At 64.5% G+C, this 16,851-nt stretch carries 15 protein-coding genes; 13 read left to right on the top strand and 2 right to left on the bottom strand.

The annotated features are described in order from the left end of the window. Window positions 1–33 precede the first annotated feature (33 nt). The 11 genes from OIN59_RS18030 (at window position 34) to OIN59_RS17980 (ending at window position 10,981) form a co-directional block, all read left to right on the top strand. On the top strand, window positions 34–585 hold the full coding sequence (locus tag OIN59_RS18030) for a DUF3305 domain-containing protein (protein ID WP_274112445.1): 552 nt from the start codon (window positions 34–36) through the stop codon (window positions 583–585). Next, window positions 578–1,315, top strand: coding sequence for a DUF3306 domain-containing protein (locus tag OIN59_RS18025; RefSeq protein ID WP_274112444.1), 738 nt, complete (start codon window positions 578–580; stop codon window positions 1,313–1,315). The genes OIN59_RS18030 and OIN59_RS18025 overlap by 8 nt, the downstream gene beginning before the upstream one ends. Further along, window positions 1,275–3,353, top strand: a complete 2,079-nt coding sequence (locus OIN59_RS18020) for a 4Fe-4S binding protein (protein ID WP_274112532.1) — start codon at window positions 1,275–1,277, stop codon at window positions 3,351–3,353. The genes OIN59_RS18025 and OIN59_RS18020 overlap by 41 nt, the downstream gene beginning before the upstream one ends. After that, window positions 3,350–3,985 carry a TorD/DmsD family molecular chaperone gene (locus OIN59_RS18015; RefSeq protein WP_274112443.1) on the top strand — a complete coding sequence of 212 codons (636 nt, stop codon included), beginning with the start codon at window positions 3,350–3,352 and terminating at the stop codon, window positions 3,983–3,985. Before OIN59_RS18020 ends, OIN59_RS18015 begins: the two co-directional genes overlap by 4 nt. Before the next feature lie 147 nt (window positions 3,986–4,132). Further along, on the top strand, window positions 4,133–4,342 hold the full coding sequence (locus tag OIN59_RS18010) for a formate dehydrogenase (protein WP_274112442.1): 210 nt from the start codon (window positions 4,133–4,135) through the stop codon (window positions 4,340–4,342). A 14-nt stretch (window positions 4,343–4,356) separates the two neighbouring features. Next, window positions 4,357–7,326 carry a formate dehydrogenase subunit alpha gene (locus OIN59_RS18005; RefSeq protein WP_274112441.1) on the top strand — a complete coding sequence of 990 codons (2,970 nt, stop codon included), beginning with the start codon at window positions 4,357–4,359 and terminating at the stop codon, window positions 7,324–7,326. Window positions 7,327–7,349: 23 nt separating this feature from the next. Beyond that, entirely contained in the window at window positions 7,350–7,967 is a 618-nt protein-coding gene (fdh3B, locus tag OIN59_RS18000) for a formate dehydrogenase FDH3 subunit beta (RefSeq protein ID WP_094291273.1), read from the top strand. Further along, complete coding sequence (locus tag OIN59_RS17995) at window positions 7,964–8,206, top strand: hypothetical protein (protein WP_274112440.1); 243 nt, start codon at window positions 7,964–7,966, stop codon at window positions 8,204–8,206. Before fdh3B ends, OIN59_RS17995 begins: the two co-directional genes overlap by 4 nt. An 8-nt stretch (window positions 8,207–8,214) precedes the next feature. Beyond that, the gene (locus OIN59_RS17990) at window positions 8,215–9,435 is read left to right on the top strand and encodes a formate dehydrogenase subunit gamma (protein WP_274112439.1); all 1,221 of its coding nucleotides are present in this window, start codon (window positions 8,215–8,217) and stop codon (window positions 9,433–9,435) included. Window positions 9,436–9,446: 11 nt separating this feature from the next. After that, the gene (locus OIN59_RS17985; RefSeq protein WP_274112438.1) at window positions 9,447–9,830 is read left to right on the top strand and encodes a hypothetical protein; all 384 of its coding nucleotides are present in this window, start codon (window positions 9,447–9,449) and stop codon (window positions 9,828–9,830) included. A 209-nt stretch (window positions 9,831–10,039) separates the two neighbouring features. Further along, window positions 10,040–10,981, top strand: coding sequence for a formate dehydrogenase accessory sulfurtransferase FdhD (locus OIN59_RS17980; RefSeq protein ID WP_274112437.1), 942 nt, complete (start codon window positions 10,040–10,042; stop codon window positions 10,979–10,981). A gap of 199 nt (window positions 10,982–11,180) precedes the next feature. Here the strand turns inward: OIN59_RS17980 and OIN59_RS17975 are convergent, their stop codons facing one another. Further along, complete coding sequence (locus tag OIN59_RS17975) at window positions 11,181–11,531, bottom strand: RNA recognition motif domain-containing protein (RefSeq protein ID WP_274112436.1); 351 nt, start codon at window positions 11,529–11,531, stop codon at window positions 11,181–11,183. A 117-nt stretch (window positions 11,532–11,648) separates the two neighbouring features. Then, complete coding sequence (locus tag OIN59_RS17970) at window positions 11,649–11,888, bottom strand: hypothetical protein (protein WP_274112529.1); 240 nt, start codon at window positions 11,886–11,888, stop codon at window positions 11,649–11,651. A gap of 411 nt (window positions 11,889–12,299) precedes the next feature. Here OIN59_RS17970 and OIN59_RS17965 point away from each other — a divergent pair, with 411 nt between their 5' ends. Together OIN59_RS17965 and OIN59_RS17960 are read left to right on the top strand one after the other, a co-directional pair. Then, window positions 12,300–14,024: a C13 family peptidase gene (locus tag OIN59_RS17965; RefSeq protein WP_274112527.1), complete on the top strand. Its 1,725-nt coding sequence runs from the start codon at window positions 12,300–12,302 to the stop codon at window positions 14,022–14,024. Between the two features lie 65 nt (window positions 14,025–14,089). Then, window positions 14,090–16,609 (top strand): ABC transporter permease, encoded by a 2,520-nt coding sequence (locus tag OIN59_RS17960; protein ID WP_274112435.1) that lies wholly within the window; start codon window positions 14,090–14,092, stop codon window positions 16,607–16,609. Window positions 16,610–16,851 lie beyond the last annotated feature (242 nt).

Here is a 16,851-nt window from a genome sequence, read left to right as displayed (position 1 = left end):
CGATGGCCTTGCGCCGGGGTAAAGTCAGCGCCCATGACTGAGCGCCCCTACACCGACGTTGCCGTGATCATGCGGTGCGAGCACATTGACAACCGTTGGCAGCCCTGGCGCTGGTCGCTGGCCGAGGTGGTGATCCACGAGCCCACCTTTGGCTCCGAACCCCGTCCGCTGATCCAGGACGAGCGGGAGCAGCGCTGGTTGTTTCCGGGCTTTCGTGTGGAACTGTTCCGCGACGACGCCGAGGGCTACCACCTGAACCTCACTTCGCCTGCCCCGTGTTGGTTTGTGATGTGGCGCCGCGATGACGACCCCGGCACCGGCGAAATCCCGCTGGCCCGCCCCGTGGCCGTGAGCCTGAGCTACCACGACGCGGGTCGCTGGCTCGACGCGCAGGAAACGGTGGAACAGGTGCCTGCGGCGCCCGAAGTGGTGGAAGCGCTGAGCGCCTTTGTGGCCGAGCATTACCAGCCCGAACCCAAGCGCCGCAAGCGGCCGGACAGCTTTCGCACGCTGCAGGACCGGTTTGGCAACCCGGCCTCCGTGTCCACCGAAAAAACGCGTGGTGGAGGTGGCGGCCATGGCTGACGGGTTTCTGGGCCGCTGGTCGCGCCGCAAGCAGGAGGTGCGCGAGGGCAAGCCGGTGGAGGAGCCGCCGCCCGCTCCGGCCCCCCAGGTGGCAACCCCGGCGCCAGCACAGACGGTGGCTGTGGCAGCGCCCACTGCACCGACGCCCATCACCCCCGAGGAGCCACCGCCACCCACGCTGGCCGATGCCCAGGCGCTTACGCCCGCGTCCGATTTCAAGTCTTTTGTGGCGCGCGATGTATCGCCCGAGGTGCGCAACCTGGCCATGAAAAAGCTGTTTGCCGACCCGCACTTCAACGTGATGGATGGCCTCGATATCTACATCGGCGACTACACCCAGCCCGACCCGTTGCCCGAGGGCATGTTGCGCAAGATGGCCAGTGCCCACGCGATGGGCTTTTTTGACCATGAGAAGAAGGCTGATACAGCGCCTGATGTCCCGGTCGGTGGTGCTGCCGTAGAAACCCCTGCGGACGCAGAGGCAATAGCCCCTGCCATCGCTCAGCCTCGGGATGATGCGGAGGGGGAAACTCCCTCAGCCGTGGCACAGTCCGGGGTATGCAACGCTATTCCTAGCGCCCCCTCCAGCGAGCCTGAGATGGCCACGCGCTCCCACACGGGCGCGGTGGCCATGCCAGCCAGCCACACCCAAAATGACCACGACGCTCATCTGCGACTGCAACCAGACGATGCCCCTCAACGCGAAGGCGTTGGGCGCGGCACTGCATGAAGACCTGACCCTCCACTCCACCCTGTGTCGGCGCGAAGCGGGGGCCTTTCAGAAGGCCATCCAGTCGGGTGACGATGTGGTGGTGGCCTGCACGCAAGAGCAGAGGCTGTTTGGCGACCTGGGCCAACAGACCGAAGGTGCGGTGTCGCCCATCCGGTTTGTGAATATCCGCGAAACCGGTGGCTGGAGCCGCGATGCAGCCAAGGCCAGCCCCAAGATCGCCGCGCTGCTGGCCGCAGCCCGGTTGCCCGACCCACCGCCCGTGCCCACAGTCACCTACAAGAGCACGGGCCGCTTGCTCATCATTGGCCCGCTCGATCAGGCCGAGCAGGTGGCTGCCCTGGTGTCGGATGTGCTGGATGTGACCCTGTTCACGCAGGGCCCTGGCAACGCCGGTGGTGCACAGGCGCGGCGCTTCCCGGTGCTGGGCGGGCGCATCACGGGCCTCACGGGTTGGCTGGGCGCGTTTGAGCTGCAATGGGCGGCGGATAACCCTATCGACCTGGACTTGTGCACGCGCTGCAACGCCTGCGTGGCCGCCTGTCCCGAGAACGCCATTGGCCTCGACTACCAGATTGACCTGGCTGCCTGCCAGTCGCACCGCGCCTGCGTGAAGGTCTGCCAGGTGGCAGGTGCCATCGACTTCACCCGCGAGGCCACGGCGCAGACCGAGCGTTTTGACCTGGTGCTGGACTTGCGCTCGCCCACCGCCACGCCCACCTTCTTGCAGCACGCGCTGCCGCAGGGCTACCTGCGCTGGGATGGGCACCGTGGTGGTGATATGGCCACACTGCTCCAGCTGCGCGAGCTGGTGGGCGAGTTCGAGAAGCCCAAGTTTTTTGTCTACAAACAAAAGCTCTGCGCCCACAGCCGCAACGCCACCGTGGGCTGCAACGCCTGCGTGGACATCTGCTCGGCGGAGGCCATTGCCAGCGACAAAAGCCGCCAGCAAATCAAGGTGAACCCCAATCTGTGTGTGGGTTGCGGCGCCTGCACCACCGTGTGCCCGACGGGCGCGCTGACTTATGCCTACCCCAGTGCGACCGAGCAGGGCACAAAGCTCAAGACCCTGTTGTCTACCTACACCGCCGCAGGCGGCAAGGACGCCGTGCTGCTGCTGCACAGCCAGGAGCGCGGCCAGGCGCTGGTGGAAGAGCTGGGCCGTGCCGCCCAGTTGAAACTGGCGCAGGGCGTGCCTGCCAACGTGATTCCGGTGGCGCTGTGGCACACGGCCAGCACCGGGGTGGACCTGTGGCTCAGCGCCATTGCCTACGGCGCCTCGCAGGTGGTGGTGCTGGCGACCCAGGAGGAGGCGCCGCAGTACCTGGATGGCCTGCAGGCGCAGATGGATGTGGCGCAGGCGATCTTGCGTGGGCTGGGCTATACCGGCACGCATGTGCAACTGTTGCGCGCCGCGCACCCCACCGAGCTGGACGCCTCATTGCAGGCCCTGGGCCAGACGCGCCAGAAGACCCCGGCCGTGGCCGCACGTTTTGCGGTGGCGCAGGAAAAACGCAGCACGCTGGAGATGGCGCTCGACCACCTCATCGAGCAGGCCCCCACCCCCGTGGCCGAGCGGTCCGAGGCCATTGTCTTGCCCGCCGTGGGGTCGCCCCTGGGCACGATCGAGGTCAACAAAGACCGCTGCACCCTGTGCCTGAGCTGCGTGAGCGCCTGCCCCGCCAGTGCGCTGCAAGACAACCCGCAGCTGCCCCAACTGCGCTTCATCGAAAAGAACTGCGTGCAGTGTGGCCTGTGTGCCACCACCTGCCCCGAAGACGCCATCACCCTGCAGCCGCGCCTGCTGCTCACACCCGAGCGTGCGCAACTGCGTGTGCTCAACGAGGCCAAGCCCTGGGCCTGTGTGCGCTGCAGCAAGCCGTTTGGCACGGTCAAGGCCATCGAGGCCATGCTGGGCAAGCTGTCGGGCCACCCCATGTTCCAGGGCGAGGCGCTGGAGCGCCTGAAGATGTGCAGTGACTGCCGCGTGATCGACCTGTATTCCTCCCAAAGCGAAACGAAAGTGACGGACCTGTGAGCGCTCAACCTGCTTCTTTGACACCCTCTGGCGGCAGCTCTGCGCTGGACGAGGAAACCGCACGCGCCGAACTCTATGGTCTGCTGTCGCAGCTGTACTACGCCGCGCCAGACGCACAGTTGTTGTCTGCCTTGCGTGTCGCCGTGACGGAGGCGCCCGCTGACGGAGCGTTTTTGCAAGAGCCCTGGCAGGTGCTGGTGGGCGCGGCCCGTGAACTAAGCGATGCCGCCATCGCCCAGGAATTCGACCGCCTCTTTGGTGGTGTGGGCAAGCCCGAGGTGTTTTTGTACGGATCGCATTACCTGAGCGGTTTTCTGAATGAGAAACCGTTGGCCCGCCTGCGCACCGACCTGGATCGGCTGGGGCTGGCGCGCGACGATTCCATGTCCGAAACCGAAGACCACATCGCTTATCTGTGCGAGGTGATGCGCTACCTGATCGCGGGGGATGACATGGCTGTCTGCAACCTGACGGCGCAGCGCGACTTTTTTGCAACGCATCTGCAGCCCTGGGTGTTGCAGCTGTGCGATGCCCTTGCTGCCCAACCGCAGGCGCGCTTCTATGCCGCGCTGGCCCAGTTCACACGGGCCTTTGTGTCGGTGGAAACCCAGGGCTTCGACATGCTCGACTAGCCCCTGAGAGGCTCGAAGAGCCTGCTCAGGTTGCTACAAAAGATGAGTTAGTTAGTCGGAGGTGTAAAGCTCGATTGCGGGCTTTTACACACTGACATAGACTGTATGAATTCCGTTTCATAGCTGCCAGCCATTCTGGAGACAAGCATGCAGAACCGCCAGCCCAATTCCTCACGCCGGAGCTTCTTCTCTGGCGCCGCCACCGTAGGGGCTGCAGCCGCAGCCGTTGTGGCGCTTCCCAAGGTTGTTCCCTCCGATGCAGCGGTGGCTGAGCCAGCTCGCGTGGCGCCAGAAAAAGGCGGTGGCTACCACCTGTCTGCCCACGTGAAGCAGTACTACAAAACCACCCAACTCTGACAGCGGGGCGCGCCATGTTGCTAACCAAGAAGTCCTCCCACGCTGCGCAGGTCGCACCGTCGTCTGCATCTCCCTTTGTTCACAGCCTGCGCCGGGGCCTGTCGCAGGCCCTGCCCACGATGGACCGGCGCTCCTTCCTGCGCCGCTCTGGTCTGGGTGTGGGGGTGGGTATTGCTGCTTCGCAGCTCACGCTGGTCAAAAAATCCAACGCCGCCGAAGGTGCCAAGGTTGGCATTGGCGACAGCAAGATCGAAGTGCGCCGCACCGTGTGCACCCACTGCTCGGTGGGTTGCGCGGTCGATGCCGTGGTCGAGAACGGTGTGTGGGTTCGCCAGGAGGCGGTGTTCGACTCGCCCATCAACCTGGGCGCGCACTGTGCCAAGGGTGCGGCCCTGCGTGAACACGGCCATGGCGAATACCGCCTGCGCTACCCCATGAAGCTCGTCAACGGCAAGTACGAGCGCATCAGCTGGGATACGGCCTTGAACGAGATCACGGCCAAGATGCAGGAGCTGCGCAAGGCCAGTGGCCCCGACAGCGTGTACTTTGTGGGCTCGTCCAAGCACAACAACGAGCAGGCCTACCTGCTGCGCAAGTTTGTGAGCTTCTGGGGCTCCAACAACTGTGACCACCAGGCGCGCATCTGCCATTCGACCACCGTGGCGGGTGTGGCCAATACATGGGGCTACGGCGCCATGACCAATTCGTACAACGACATGCAAAACAGCAAGGTCGCTCTGTACATCGGCTCCAACGCGGCCGAGGCCCACCCGGTGAGCATGCTGCACATGCTGCACGCCAAGGAAACCGGCTGCAAGATGATCGTGGTGGACCCGCGCTTCACGCGCACGGCGGCCAAAGCCGATGAATACGTGCGCATTCGCTCGGGCACCGACATCCCCTTCCTGTTTGGCTTGCTGTACCACATCTTCAAGAACGGCTGGGAAGACAAAAAGTACATCAATGACCGTGTCTATGGCATGGACAAGGTGCGTGAGGACGTGCTGGCCAAGTGGACGCCCGACAAGGTGGAAGAGGCCTGCGGCGTCAAGGAAGACCAGATGTTCAAGGTCGCCAAGATGCTGCACGACAACAACCCCGGCACCGTTGTGTGGTGCATGGGCCAGACGCAGCACACCATCGGCAACGCCATGGTGCGTGCTTCGTGCATCTTGCAATTGGCCCTGGGCAATGTGGGCAAGAGCGGTGGTGGCACCAACATCTTCCGTGGCCACGACAACGTGCAAGGCGCTACCGATGTGGGCCCCAACCCCGACTCGCTGCCCGGCTATTACGGCCTGGCCGAAGGCTCATGGAAGCACTTCGCCAATGTGTGGGGCGTGGACTTTGAATGGATCAAGAAGCAGTACGCCACGCCCGCGATGATGTCCAAGAACGGCATCACCGTGTCGCGCTGGATTGATGGCGTGCTGGAGAACAACGAGCTTATTGACCAGGACTCCAACCTGCGCGGCGTGTTCTTCTGGGGCCATGCGCCCAACTCGCAGACCCGTGGTCTGGAGATGAAGCGGGCCATGGACAAATTGGACCTGCTGGTGGTGGTAGACCCGTACCCATCGGCCACTGCAGCCATGGCCGCCATGCCCGGCAAGGCCGAGGACCTGAACCCCAACCGTGCGGTGTACCTGCTGCCGGCTGCCACGCAGTTCGAAACCAGCGGTTCCTGCACGGCTTCCAACCGCTCCATCCAGTGGCGCGAGAAGGTGATCGAGCCGCTGTGGGAGAGCCGCTCGGACCACATGATCATGCACCAGTTCGCCGAAAAGCTGGGGTTTGCGACAGAGCTGTCGAAGAACTACAAGATGCAGAAGGTCAAGGGCATGGACGAGCCCGTGCCCGAGGACATCCTGCGCGAAATCAACAAGTCGGTCTGGACCATTGGCTACACCGGCCAAAGCCCTGAGCGCCTGAAGGCCCACATGAAGAACATGCACTTGTTCGATGTGAAGACCTTGAAGGCCAAGGGTGGCAAGGACAAGGAAACCGGCTACGACTTCACCGGCGACTATTTCGGCCTGCCATGGCCTTGCTATGGCACGCCGGAGCTCAAGCACCCAGGCTCGCCCAATCTGTACGACACCTCCAAGCACGTGATGGAAGGCGGCGGCAACTTCCGCGCCAACTTCGGCGTGGAAAAGGACGGCGTCAACCTGCTGGCCGAGGACGGCTCGCATTCGTTGGGCAGCGAGATCACGACGGGTTACCCGGAGTTTGACCACGTGCTGCTCAAGAAGCTGGGCTGGTGGGACGACCTGAGCGACACCGAGAAGGCCAAGGCAGAAGGCAAGAACTGGAAGACCGACCCCACGGGCGGGATCATCCGCGTGGCCATGAAGCATGGCTGCCACCCGTTTGGCAACGCCAAGGCGCGGGCTGTGGTGTGGAACTTCCCCGATGCCATTCCGCAGCACCGCGAGCCTCTGTATGGCACGCGGCCTGACCTCATGGCCAAGTACCCCACGCACGCTGACAAGAAGGCCTTCTGGCGTCTGCCCACGCTCTACAAGACCGTGCAGGACAAGAACATCGCCGACAAGGTGAGCGAGAAATTCCCGCTCATCATGAGCTCGGGCCGTCTGGTCGAGTACGAAGGCGGTGGCGAGGAAACCCGTTCCAACCCCTGGCTGGCGGAACTGCAGCAGGAGGCGTTTGTCGAGATCAACCCCAAGACGGCTGCCGACCGGGGTATCCGCAACGGTGAGCGTGTCTGGCTCAGCTCGCCCACGGGTGCTCGCCTCAATGTGCAGGCACTGGTCACCGAGCGCGTGGCACCCGATACGGTGTGGATGCCGTTCCACTTCTCGGGCCGCTGGCAGGGCGCGGATTTGCTGGCGTATTACCCCAAGGGTGCGGCGCCTGTGGTGCGCGGCGAGGCCGTGAACACGGCCACCACCTATGGCTACGACAGCGTGACCATGATGCAAGAAACCAAGACCACGATCTGCAACGTGGAACGCGCCTGATCGCGCCGCGCAAGGAGACACATATGGCACGAATGAAATTCATCTGTGACGCAGAGCGCTGCATCGAATGCAATGGCTGCGTGACCGCCTGCAAGAACGAACACGAGGTACCTTGGGGTGTGAACCGCCGCCGCGTGGTCACGCTCAACGACGGTGTACCTGGCGAAAAATCCATCTCGGTCGCTTGTATGCACTGCAGCGATGCGCCCTGCATGGCCGTTTGCCCCGTCAACTGTTTTTATCGCACCGAAGAGGGTGTGGTGCTGCACGATAAGGACGTGTGCATCGGTTGCGGCTACTGCAGCTATGCCTGCCCCTTTGGTGCTCCGCAGTTCCCGTCGCAAGGCACCTTCGGTGTACGCGGCAAGATGGACAAATGCACCTTCTGCGCCGGTGGTCCCGAAGCCCACGGCAGCCAGGCCGAGTTTGAAAAATACGGCCGCAACCGCCTGGCCGAAGGCAAGCTGCCCGCCTGCGCAGAAATGTGCTCCACCAAGGCCCTGCTGGCCGGTGACGGCGATGTGGTGGCAGATATCTTCCGCAACCGTGTGGTGCAGCGTGGCAAGGGCGCCGAAGTATGGGGCTGGGGCACGGCCTACGGTTCGCAACAGGCAGGCCAGCCTGCAGGAGGCAAGTCATGATGCGGCGCACCGTTCCATGGACCCTGGCGGCCGCAGTGGCCGTGTTGTCGCTCAGCGCCTGCAGCGAGAAGCCGCAGACGGGCCAGGGCATCCGCAGCGATGCCCCTCCATACGCAGGCACTGGCAGCAACTTCACACAGCCTGGCTGGAAAGCTGGCGACAAAACCAGCTGGGAAGCGCAGTTGAAAGCACGCCAGCAGTACGGCCAGAACGAATACACCCGCATCCAGGCGAAGTGAGGTCCACCATGAAATACATCGTGTGGTCCATGGCCCTGGCGGCCAGCCTGGCATGGGGGACGTCGGGCGCTCAGACGCCGTCGGCTGCGCCAGACGCATCCGCTGCGGCTCCGGTCGCCACAGCGGCACCGGCTGCGGTGGGTGGCGTGCAAAGCCAGAACATCTTTCAGGTCAAACCCGACGCCAGCGCCGACCCCAAATACGCCGAGCAGACCAACGGCGAACGCATGAAGGTGCAGCCCGGCAACAACGCACCCATGTGGCGCCAGGTGGGGCAGGGCGTGACCGGCTACAGCAGCCTGCCCGTGACGCAGGCGCCCGAGGCGGGCAACCTGATCCAGCGCTTTGTGCAGTACCCCGGCTCGCGTTTCACCAATGCGGGCGAGGCGTGGCGCCAGGTGCGCAACCAATGGATCATTCCCTACGGCGCGGCGCTGTTTGCCATCGTGCTGCTGGCGCTGGGCATCTTCTACTTTGTGAAGGGCCCCCTGGGGCATGAGCATCCCGACGGTACAGGCCCTCGCCGCATCGAACGCTTTACGCCGTTTGAGCGTGCCGCGCACTGGGCCAATGCCTTTGCTTTCATCGCGCTGGCCATCTCCGGCATCGTCATGGCGTTTGGCAAGTTCTTCCTGTTGCCCATCATGGGGGCTACGCTTTTTGGCTGGCTCACCTATGCGCTCAAGAACGTGCACAACTTCATGGGGCCGTTGTTTGCAGTGTCGCTGCTGGTGATCATCCTCACCTTCGTCAAAGACAACATTGCCAACCGGGCCGACTTTGTGTGGTTGTCAAAAGGCGGCGGCATGCTGGGCGGTGACCATCAGGTTCCCTCCCACCGTTTCAACGCGGGCGAGAAGGGCCTGTTCTGGTGGGGCATCACCATTCCTGGCATCTTTGTGGTGGCCACGGGTCTGGTGCTCGACAAGCTCATCCCCGGCTTTGGCGACGTGCGCGGCGACATGCAGATTGCCCACATGGTCCATGCCACCCTGGCGATCTGGATGATGGCGCTGATCTGCGGTCACATCTACATGGGTACGGTGGGCATGCGCGGCGCTTACAAGGCCATGAAGACGGGGTACGTGAGCGAAGGGTGGGCCAAGGAGCACCACGAGCTGTGGTACGACGATGTCCAGGCGGGCAAGATCCCCCGCCAGCGCAGCGCCAACCCATCGGCAGCCGATGCTGCAGCAACACCATCTGCGGGCCAGCCCGCACAGGTATGAGGTCTCGCACCATGACGTCAATTTTCCGATCCCCCCTGCTGGCGCTGTGCACAGCCAGCTTCTGTACCCTGGCATCCGCCAAATTGCCCGCGCCATCGCCAGAGGCCGCCGCAAAGGCTGCCGAGGCGGCGGCCAAGGCTGCCTGGGCTGGCAAGGTGGACAGCTACAAGCTGTGCCTGTCGCAAGACAAGGTTGCGGCCCACTACCGCAAGACCACGCCGTCGGCCAAGCCAGCCGCAGCCACGGCCTGTGCAGACCCTGGTCCATTCGCCTACACGCCGCCTGCTGCCAAGCCTGCCGAGGCCGCTGGTGCACATTCGCCCCCAGGCACGGCCAGCAGCCCGCCCAGCACGCAGGTGCCTGCCGCTGCGGCTGTACCCGCCTCCAAGTCCTGAACCGCGCTGTGTGCGCCAGGCGCCAAGCCGCGTTCCCCGGTCGGGGTCGCGGCTTTTTTACTGGGCCGCGATGTGCCCGCGTTTTGCTGGGCCAGCCTGGCGAGGCGCTACCACGCAGGGCCGCGCTATTTTTGTGTGCTGACCGGGCTGCGCAGCGGTCCATTTCCGCGCGCTGACCGCTGTAGTGCCACACTGCGCATATGTGCCCCATGAGTTCCTTGTCCACCCCCACCGCTTTGTCAACGCCTTCGCTGCCGCGTCTGACGCAGGCCCACGCTCCGCTGACCCATGCGGTGGAGATCGTCAATGAACTGGGTGAGCGGGAGCAGGTGCAGATCCCCGCCGAGCGACCGCTCACGATTTACGTGGATAAGCGCGAGCTCGTCACGCTGATGACGCTGGGCGCGCAACCCGAGCTGCTGGTGCTGGGTTATCTGCGCAACCAGCGGCTGGTCGAATCGGTATTCGACATCGAGTCCATTACCGTCGATTGGGAGGTCCACGCCGCCGCCGTGCGCACGCGGCATGGCATTGCACGCATTGAGGAGCGCACGGCCAGCAAGGTCGTCACCACGGGCTGCGGCCAGGGCAGTGTGTTTGGCGGGCTCATGGACGAAGTGGACCGCATCCAGCTGCCCGACGCCCTCCTTACCCAGGGCCAGTTGTACGGCATCGTCAACGCGATTCGCCTCAAGGAATCCACCTACAAATCGTCCGGCTCGGTGCACGGTTGTGCCCTGTTCAAGGGCGAGGAATTGCTGACGTTTGTGGAAGACGTCGGCCGCCACAATGCCATTGACACCATTGCTGGCTGGATGTGGATGAATCCTGAAACGTCAGCCCCAGACAACGTGGCTGCAGACACCACGGCCGTCCCCATGTCGGGTGCAGACAAGGTGTTCTACACCACGGGACGACTCACCAGTGAAATGGTCATCAAATCCGCGCAGATGGGCGTACCCATCGTGGTGTCCCGCAGCGGCATGACCCAGATGGGCCACGCCGTGGCTCAGCAGTTGGGCCTGTGCGCCATCGGGCGTGCGACCAACCGCCGGTTTGTCTGCTACAGCGGCACACACCGATTGGTGCTGCAACCGGAGCTGGCTCAGGCGCCGGTAGTGCCACCCGCGCGGGTTGGGGGCGAAATGTGAGAGGGCGAAGCGGGATGGTTGGCACCCGCCGCTGATGGGTTGGCGCAAAGGCACCGGCAGCGGTGCAGCCCTTGAGTCAGATACCGCTGCTGCGTCAAGCACGCGAGACCTGCCGTGGTCTGATGTTCTGCGAAAGACATGGGTCAAGACCAAAAAAAACCGGCTCCAGGGAGTCGGTTTTTTCATGAAGCCACAGGGCTCAATAGCGACCGCCGCCGTAGCCGCCTGTGCCATAGCCAATGTCCGAGCGTTTGCTCGCACTGTAACCACCGGCGCTGTAGCCACCTGCGCCGCCACCTTCTTCACGGGGGCGGGCGAGGTTCACCACAATCGAGCGTCCATCAACGGACATGCCGTGTAGCGCGCTGATGGCGGCTTGGGCTGCTTCAGCAGACGCCATTTCCACAAAGCCGAAGCCCTTGGAACGGCCCGTTTCGCGGTCCATCATGACCTTGGCAGAGGACACGTTGCCGAACTCTGCAAAGTTGCTTTGCAGACTGGAATCGGTCACGGAATAGGGCAGGTTGCCCACGTAAATCTTGGTGCTCATGGAGGAGCCTTTCTGAGGGATGGCGCGCAACGAAGGGCGCACCGTTGGGATGCAGAAGTGCGGGCGGGAGCCTGCAGCAACTGGGATGGGGATATGCAGCCTGCGGTCAGCAGAGCTTCAGCACACAGGGGGATGGGGCATGCAGGTTTGCAGCCAGCCCTGGGTGACTGCAAAGAGCCGGGCAGCTTCGCGCGAGGCAAAGGCTTTGTCAAAACGGAACACTCGGCAGTAGCTGCCGTTGCCCTGGGAACGATGGACCGAAAAGGAGGCGCGGAAGCGTCCGCAATCGGTCGGGTGTGTCGCGGGCGAAACGACGTATTGGCCCATGGAAATGGCGGTATTTGAAATCTGGTGCATTCGGGGGCGCAGGCCTGCATCGACCTGCGTGAGCATCGAAAAACTCGGTGGGTTGCAGCTCTTCAGACCCACTGGGCGACAACGGTCGCAAAAGGCGGCCTGCCATGCGGTGGTAGACCGCATTGAGGTAGGCGTTGGCGTTGCGGTGACTGCTCGCGTCAAGGGCAGTGATGGCAACTAGCCCGAGTATACGTCATTTGTTATTTAATTGGTGGTTAATATTATCTTTGGTTTTAATGGGGCGGTGAGAGTGCCTTGAATCCTCATGCAAACGCCGATTGGCTCTGGCACGATGGGGCCGGCAATCGTCCTTCATCGCCGTCTGGCTTGGCCCCGCACGCTCTCAATACCTCGTACTTCCGCCACCCGGCCACCACCGAAGGCGCCATCTCACGATGGCATGATGCGCGCATGAAAGACCTGAACGCCAGCAGCAGCACCTGGGCCGACACGTTGCCCAGCCAGTGGGGGCCAGAACTGGCCCACACGGAGATTGAAGTTTCGCTGAGCCGGTCGCAGCAAGACCTGCCACCACCGTTTGCAATCAAGGCTGTTTTCGCACCGGAGCGCCTTTCACTGTGGGGCTGGATGCGCGAAGGGCTGCGTGCTGCGCTGTTCCTTTCGCCGCGCACAGGGGCCGCTGCACCCACGCCATGGCAGTTGCTGGTGTTGTCGCTGATCAGCGGCGCGTTGCTGGTGGGGGCAGCCCGGTTGCAGGTGCTGGGCCCCGCGCAGTTCAACATGCGTGGCTGGCTGACACCCATGTGGAGCAGTCTGGTGCTGCTGTGGCTGGCCTGGTGGGCCATGGCGCCAGCACAGCGCGCACCTGCCCCGGCGCCAGAGCTTGGCGCGCCCGGCCCCTCGGGCGGGCTGGCGGCCTGGTATGTGCTGTCGGCATGGGCGCCACTCGCCCCCTTGCTGGCGCTTTATGCCCTGATGGGGGTGGCGGTTCACCAGCCTGAGTTGTGGAATGGGACGGTGGCGAGCATTCTTTTCTGGGTGGCCTACGGCGTGCTCACGGTATGGGTGCTGGCCGCGCTGGTGGTGGTGAGCGCACGCTTCATTCGCTCGCGGGTCCGCACTGCGGTTTTTGCGGTGGTGTTGGCTGCGGTGGTCGGGGTGGGCATGTGGCAGTTTCAGGACCAGCCCTGGGAGGAAGACGCTCAGGCCGTGGCCGATGCCGCCGCTGCGTCCGCCGACGGGACGCAGCCCCCAGAACCGGTGCCACTGGTGCTGTCGCAGGGCCTCTTTGAAGACCAGCAGCAGCTGTGGCAACAACAGGTGGATGCGTTGGCGCCTGAGCGCCCCGGTGTCGTGGATGTCTATGGACTGGTGTTCGCGCCTTATGCCGATGAAAACGTGTTCCGCCGCGAAAGCACCATGGTCAGCACGCTGCTGCAGGAGCGGTTTGATGCCCAGGGCCGGGTGCTGCACCTGCTCAACCATGCCGAAACTGCCGAGACCCACCCCTGGGCGACGCCCGAGAACCTGCAGCGGGCCGTTGCCGCGCTGGCCGCCCGCATGGACCGCGAGCACGATGTGCTGGTGATTTACATGACCTCGCATGGCGCGCGCAACCATGAGCTGGCTGCGGTGCACTGGCCGCTGCAGGTGCCGCCCGTGACGCCGGAGATGCTGCGCGCAGCGCTGGACGAGGCGGGTATCCGCAACCGCGTGATTGCGGTGTCCGCCTGCTTCTCAGGAGGCTGGGTCGAACCGTTGGCCACCGACAGCACCCTGATCATGACGGCGGCCGACGCCACCCACACCTCGTATGGCTGCGGCAGGCTGTCTGAGCTGACTTTTTTTGGCCGCGCCGTGTTTCATGAACAATTGCGCCAGACCCATTCCTTCTCCGAGGCGTTTGCCAAGGCGGTACCGCTGATCCAGCAGCGCGAGACCGAGGCGGGCAAGGCCGATGGTTTCTCGAACCCGCAGATCCGCGTGGGCAAACAGATTGCTCCGGTGTTGCAGGCGCTGGAGCAGCGGCTGCAGACCGTGAAAACGGACGCCTCCAACGAAGCCCCTGCGGCGGTGGCCGACGCGTCGGGCCCAGCGTCGGCGACAGCTGCGGCGACAGCTGCGGCGACAGCTGCGGCGACCGTACCCGGCGTAACTACTACCCCGCGGCCCTGACGCGTTGAGCACGGTCTAACACCCCTCAGCCCGCCAGCCCGTTCGCTTTGCGCTAAGGTCTGCCCATGAACCTGTCTTTCCTGCGCCTTGGCTGGCGCACCCTGGCCCGGGACCTGCGCGCGGGCGAGCTGCGGCTGCTCATTGTGGCTGTCACCCTGGCGGTGGCCGCGCTCACGTCCGTGGGTTTTTTTGCCGATCGCCTGCAAGGCGGGCTGCAGCGCGATGCCCTGCAACTGCTGGGGGGGGATGCCGTGGTGGCCAGCGACAACCCAACGCCGGCTGCTTTTGTGGAGCGTGCCAAGGCGCTCGGGTTGCAGTCGGTGACCACGCTGGGCTTTCCGACCATGGGCCGCGCGAGCGACGCACAGGGCGGCGCCAGCAAGCTGGTGGCACTCAAGAGTGTGCAGCCGGGCTACCCGCTGCGCGGCAGCCTCACGGTGGCGGATGCCCCCGGCGCGCTGGAGCAGCCGACGCGTGACATCCCGGCGCCCGGCGAGGTGTGGGTGGATGCACCGCTGCTCGAATCGCTCAACCTCGCCATGGGCGACAAGCTGTTGCTGGGTGATGCGCAACTGCGCATCGCGCGCATCATCGTCATCGAGCCCGACCGGGGTGCGGGCTTCATGAGCTTTGCGCCGCGTGTGATGGTCAATGAACGCGATTTGCCCGCCACTGGGCTGGTGCAACCTGCCAGCCGCCTGACCCACCGCTTTGCCGTGGTCGGCCCGGCATCGGCCATCAAGACATTCAACGAGTGGGCGGTGGCCGAGGTCAAGAAGCCCGAAGTGCATGGCGTGCGCGTGGAGTCGCTCGAAAGCGGCCGCCCCGAGATGCGCCAGACACTCGACCGCGCCCAAAAATTCCTGAGCCTGGTGGCGTTGCTGGCCGCGCTGCTGTCGGCCGTGGCCGTGGCGCTGGCCGCACGCGGCTTTGCGGCCGAGCACCTCGATGCCTCGGCCATGCTGCGCGTGTTGGGGCAAAGCCAGCGCACCATTGCAGGCGCCTACACCACCGAGTTCGCGCTGATTGGCCTGTTTGCCAGCGCGCTGGGGGTGGCGCTGGGCTATGTGGTGCACTACGCCTTTGTGCTGCTGCTGGCGGGCTTGGTGGAATCGGCCTTGCCGCCGCCCAGCCTGTGGCCGGTGGTGTTTGGCCTGGGCATGGGGCTCACGCTGCTGTTTGCGTTTGGCTTGCCGCCGGTGCTGCAGTTGGCGCAGGTGCCGCCGTTGCGGGTGATCCGGCGTGATGTGGGGGGGCTCAAGCCTGCCTCGCTGGCTGTGCTGGGTATCGGCATTGCGGGCTTTGCTGCGCTGTTGCTGGCGGTGAGCAGCGACATCAAGCTGGGCCTGATTGCCGTGGGTGGCTTTGCGGGTGCCGTGGCGCTGTTTGCGGGCCTGTCATGGGTGGCGGTCAAGCTGCTGCGCAAGAGCGTGAACGAAAGCACCGCACCGCGCTGGCTCGTGCTGGCCACGCGGCAGATATCTGCGCGCCCGGCCTATGCCGTGGTGCAGGTCAGCAGTCTGGCGGTGGGCCTGCTGGCCCTGGTGCTGCTGGTGTTGCTGCGTACCGACCTGATCAGCAGCTGGCGCAAGGCGACCCCGCCCGACGCGCCCAACCGTTTTGTCATCAATGTGATGCCAGACCAGTCCGCAGCCTTTCAGCAGACGCTCAAGGACAGCGGCGTGACCCGGTACGACTGGTACCCCATGATCCGGGGCCGCCTGGTGGCCGTGAACGGCAAGCCGGTGGGCCCCGACAGCTACACCGACGACCGTGCCAAGCGTCTGGTGGACCGTGAGTTCAACCTGTCCAACGCTGTGGAGGCGCCACCCCATAACCAGGTGGTGGCGGGGCGCTGGACGCCGGGTGAAGAGGGCGCCATCAGTGTGGAAGAGGGCATTGCCCAGACGCTGGGCCTGCAGCTGGGTGACCGCTTGCAGTTCGATATGGGCGGCGTACAGAACGAGGCCCGCATCACCAGCCTGCGCAAGGTGGACTGGGGTTCCATGCGCGCCAACTTCTTTGTGATGTACCCGGTGGCAGAGGTCAAGGACGTGCCAGTCACCTACCTGGCCGCCTACCGGGCGCCCGAAGCCCACGGTTTTGACAACGCGCTGGTGCGCCAGTTTCCCAACATCACCAATGTGGACATGGGCGCCACCATTGCCCAGGTGCAGCGGGTGCTGGAGCAGGTGATCCGGGCGGTAGAGTTCTTGTTTGCCTTCACGCTCGCGGCCGGTCTGGTGGTTCTGTTTGCCGCCGTCACGGCCACCCGGGAGGAGCGCGCGCGTGAATACGCCATCATGCGTGCCGTGGGCGCACGCGCCAGCCTGCTGCGCCAGGTGCAGCGGGCCGAACTGGTGGGTGTGGGCCTGCTGGCGGGCTTTTTGGCCAGTGCGGTGGCGGTGGGCGTGGGCTGGGCGCTGGCGCGTTATGTGTTCGATTTCACCTGGACCGCCGCGCCCTGGGTGCCTCTGGCCGGAGCGCTGGCAGGCGCAGTGCTGGCACTGGCCGCAGGCTGGTGGGGCCTGCGCGAGGTGCTGCTGCGCCCGGTGGTGGACACACTGCGGCGCTCTGTGGAGTAGTCAGATGGGGCAGACGGGCGTCACGTGCTGCGCCCAGAACCGGGGTGGGGCCACCCCGGTGGCTTTATTTCCCGCCCGTGTTGAGCCCTTTCTTGGGGCGTTTGTTTTGTCCACCGTCGGTGGTATATCCCGGCCCGTGAGGCAACGTCCGCACGCGGCGCAGGGTGTTGCGGCGCCTTGCCTGCCAGGCCACAAGTTTGAATAAAAACAGATGGTAGTGCCGTATGTATATGCGCTGATAG

This window comes from Acidovorax benzenivorans (assembly GCF_028680575.1).
GTDB lineage: Bacteria > Pseudomonadota > Gammaproteobacteria > Burkholderiales > Burkholderiaceae_C > Acidovorax > Acidovorax benzenivorans.
This window is presented reverse-complemented; position numbering and strand designations above follow the sequence as displayed.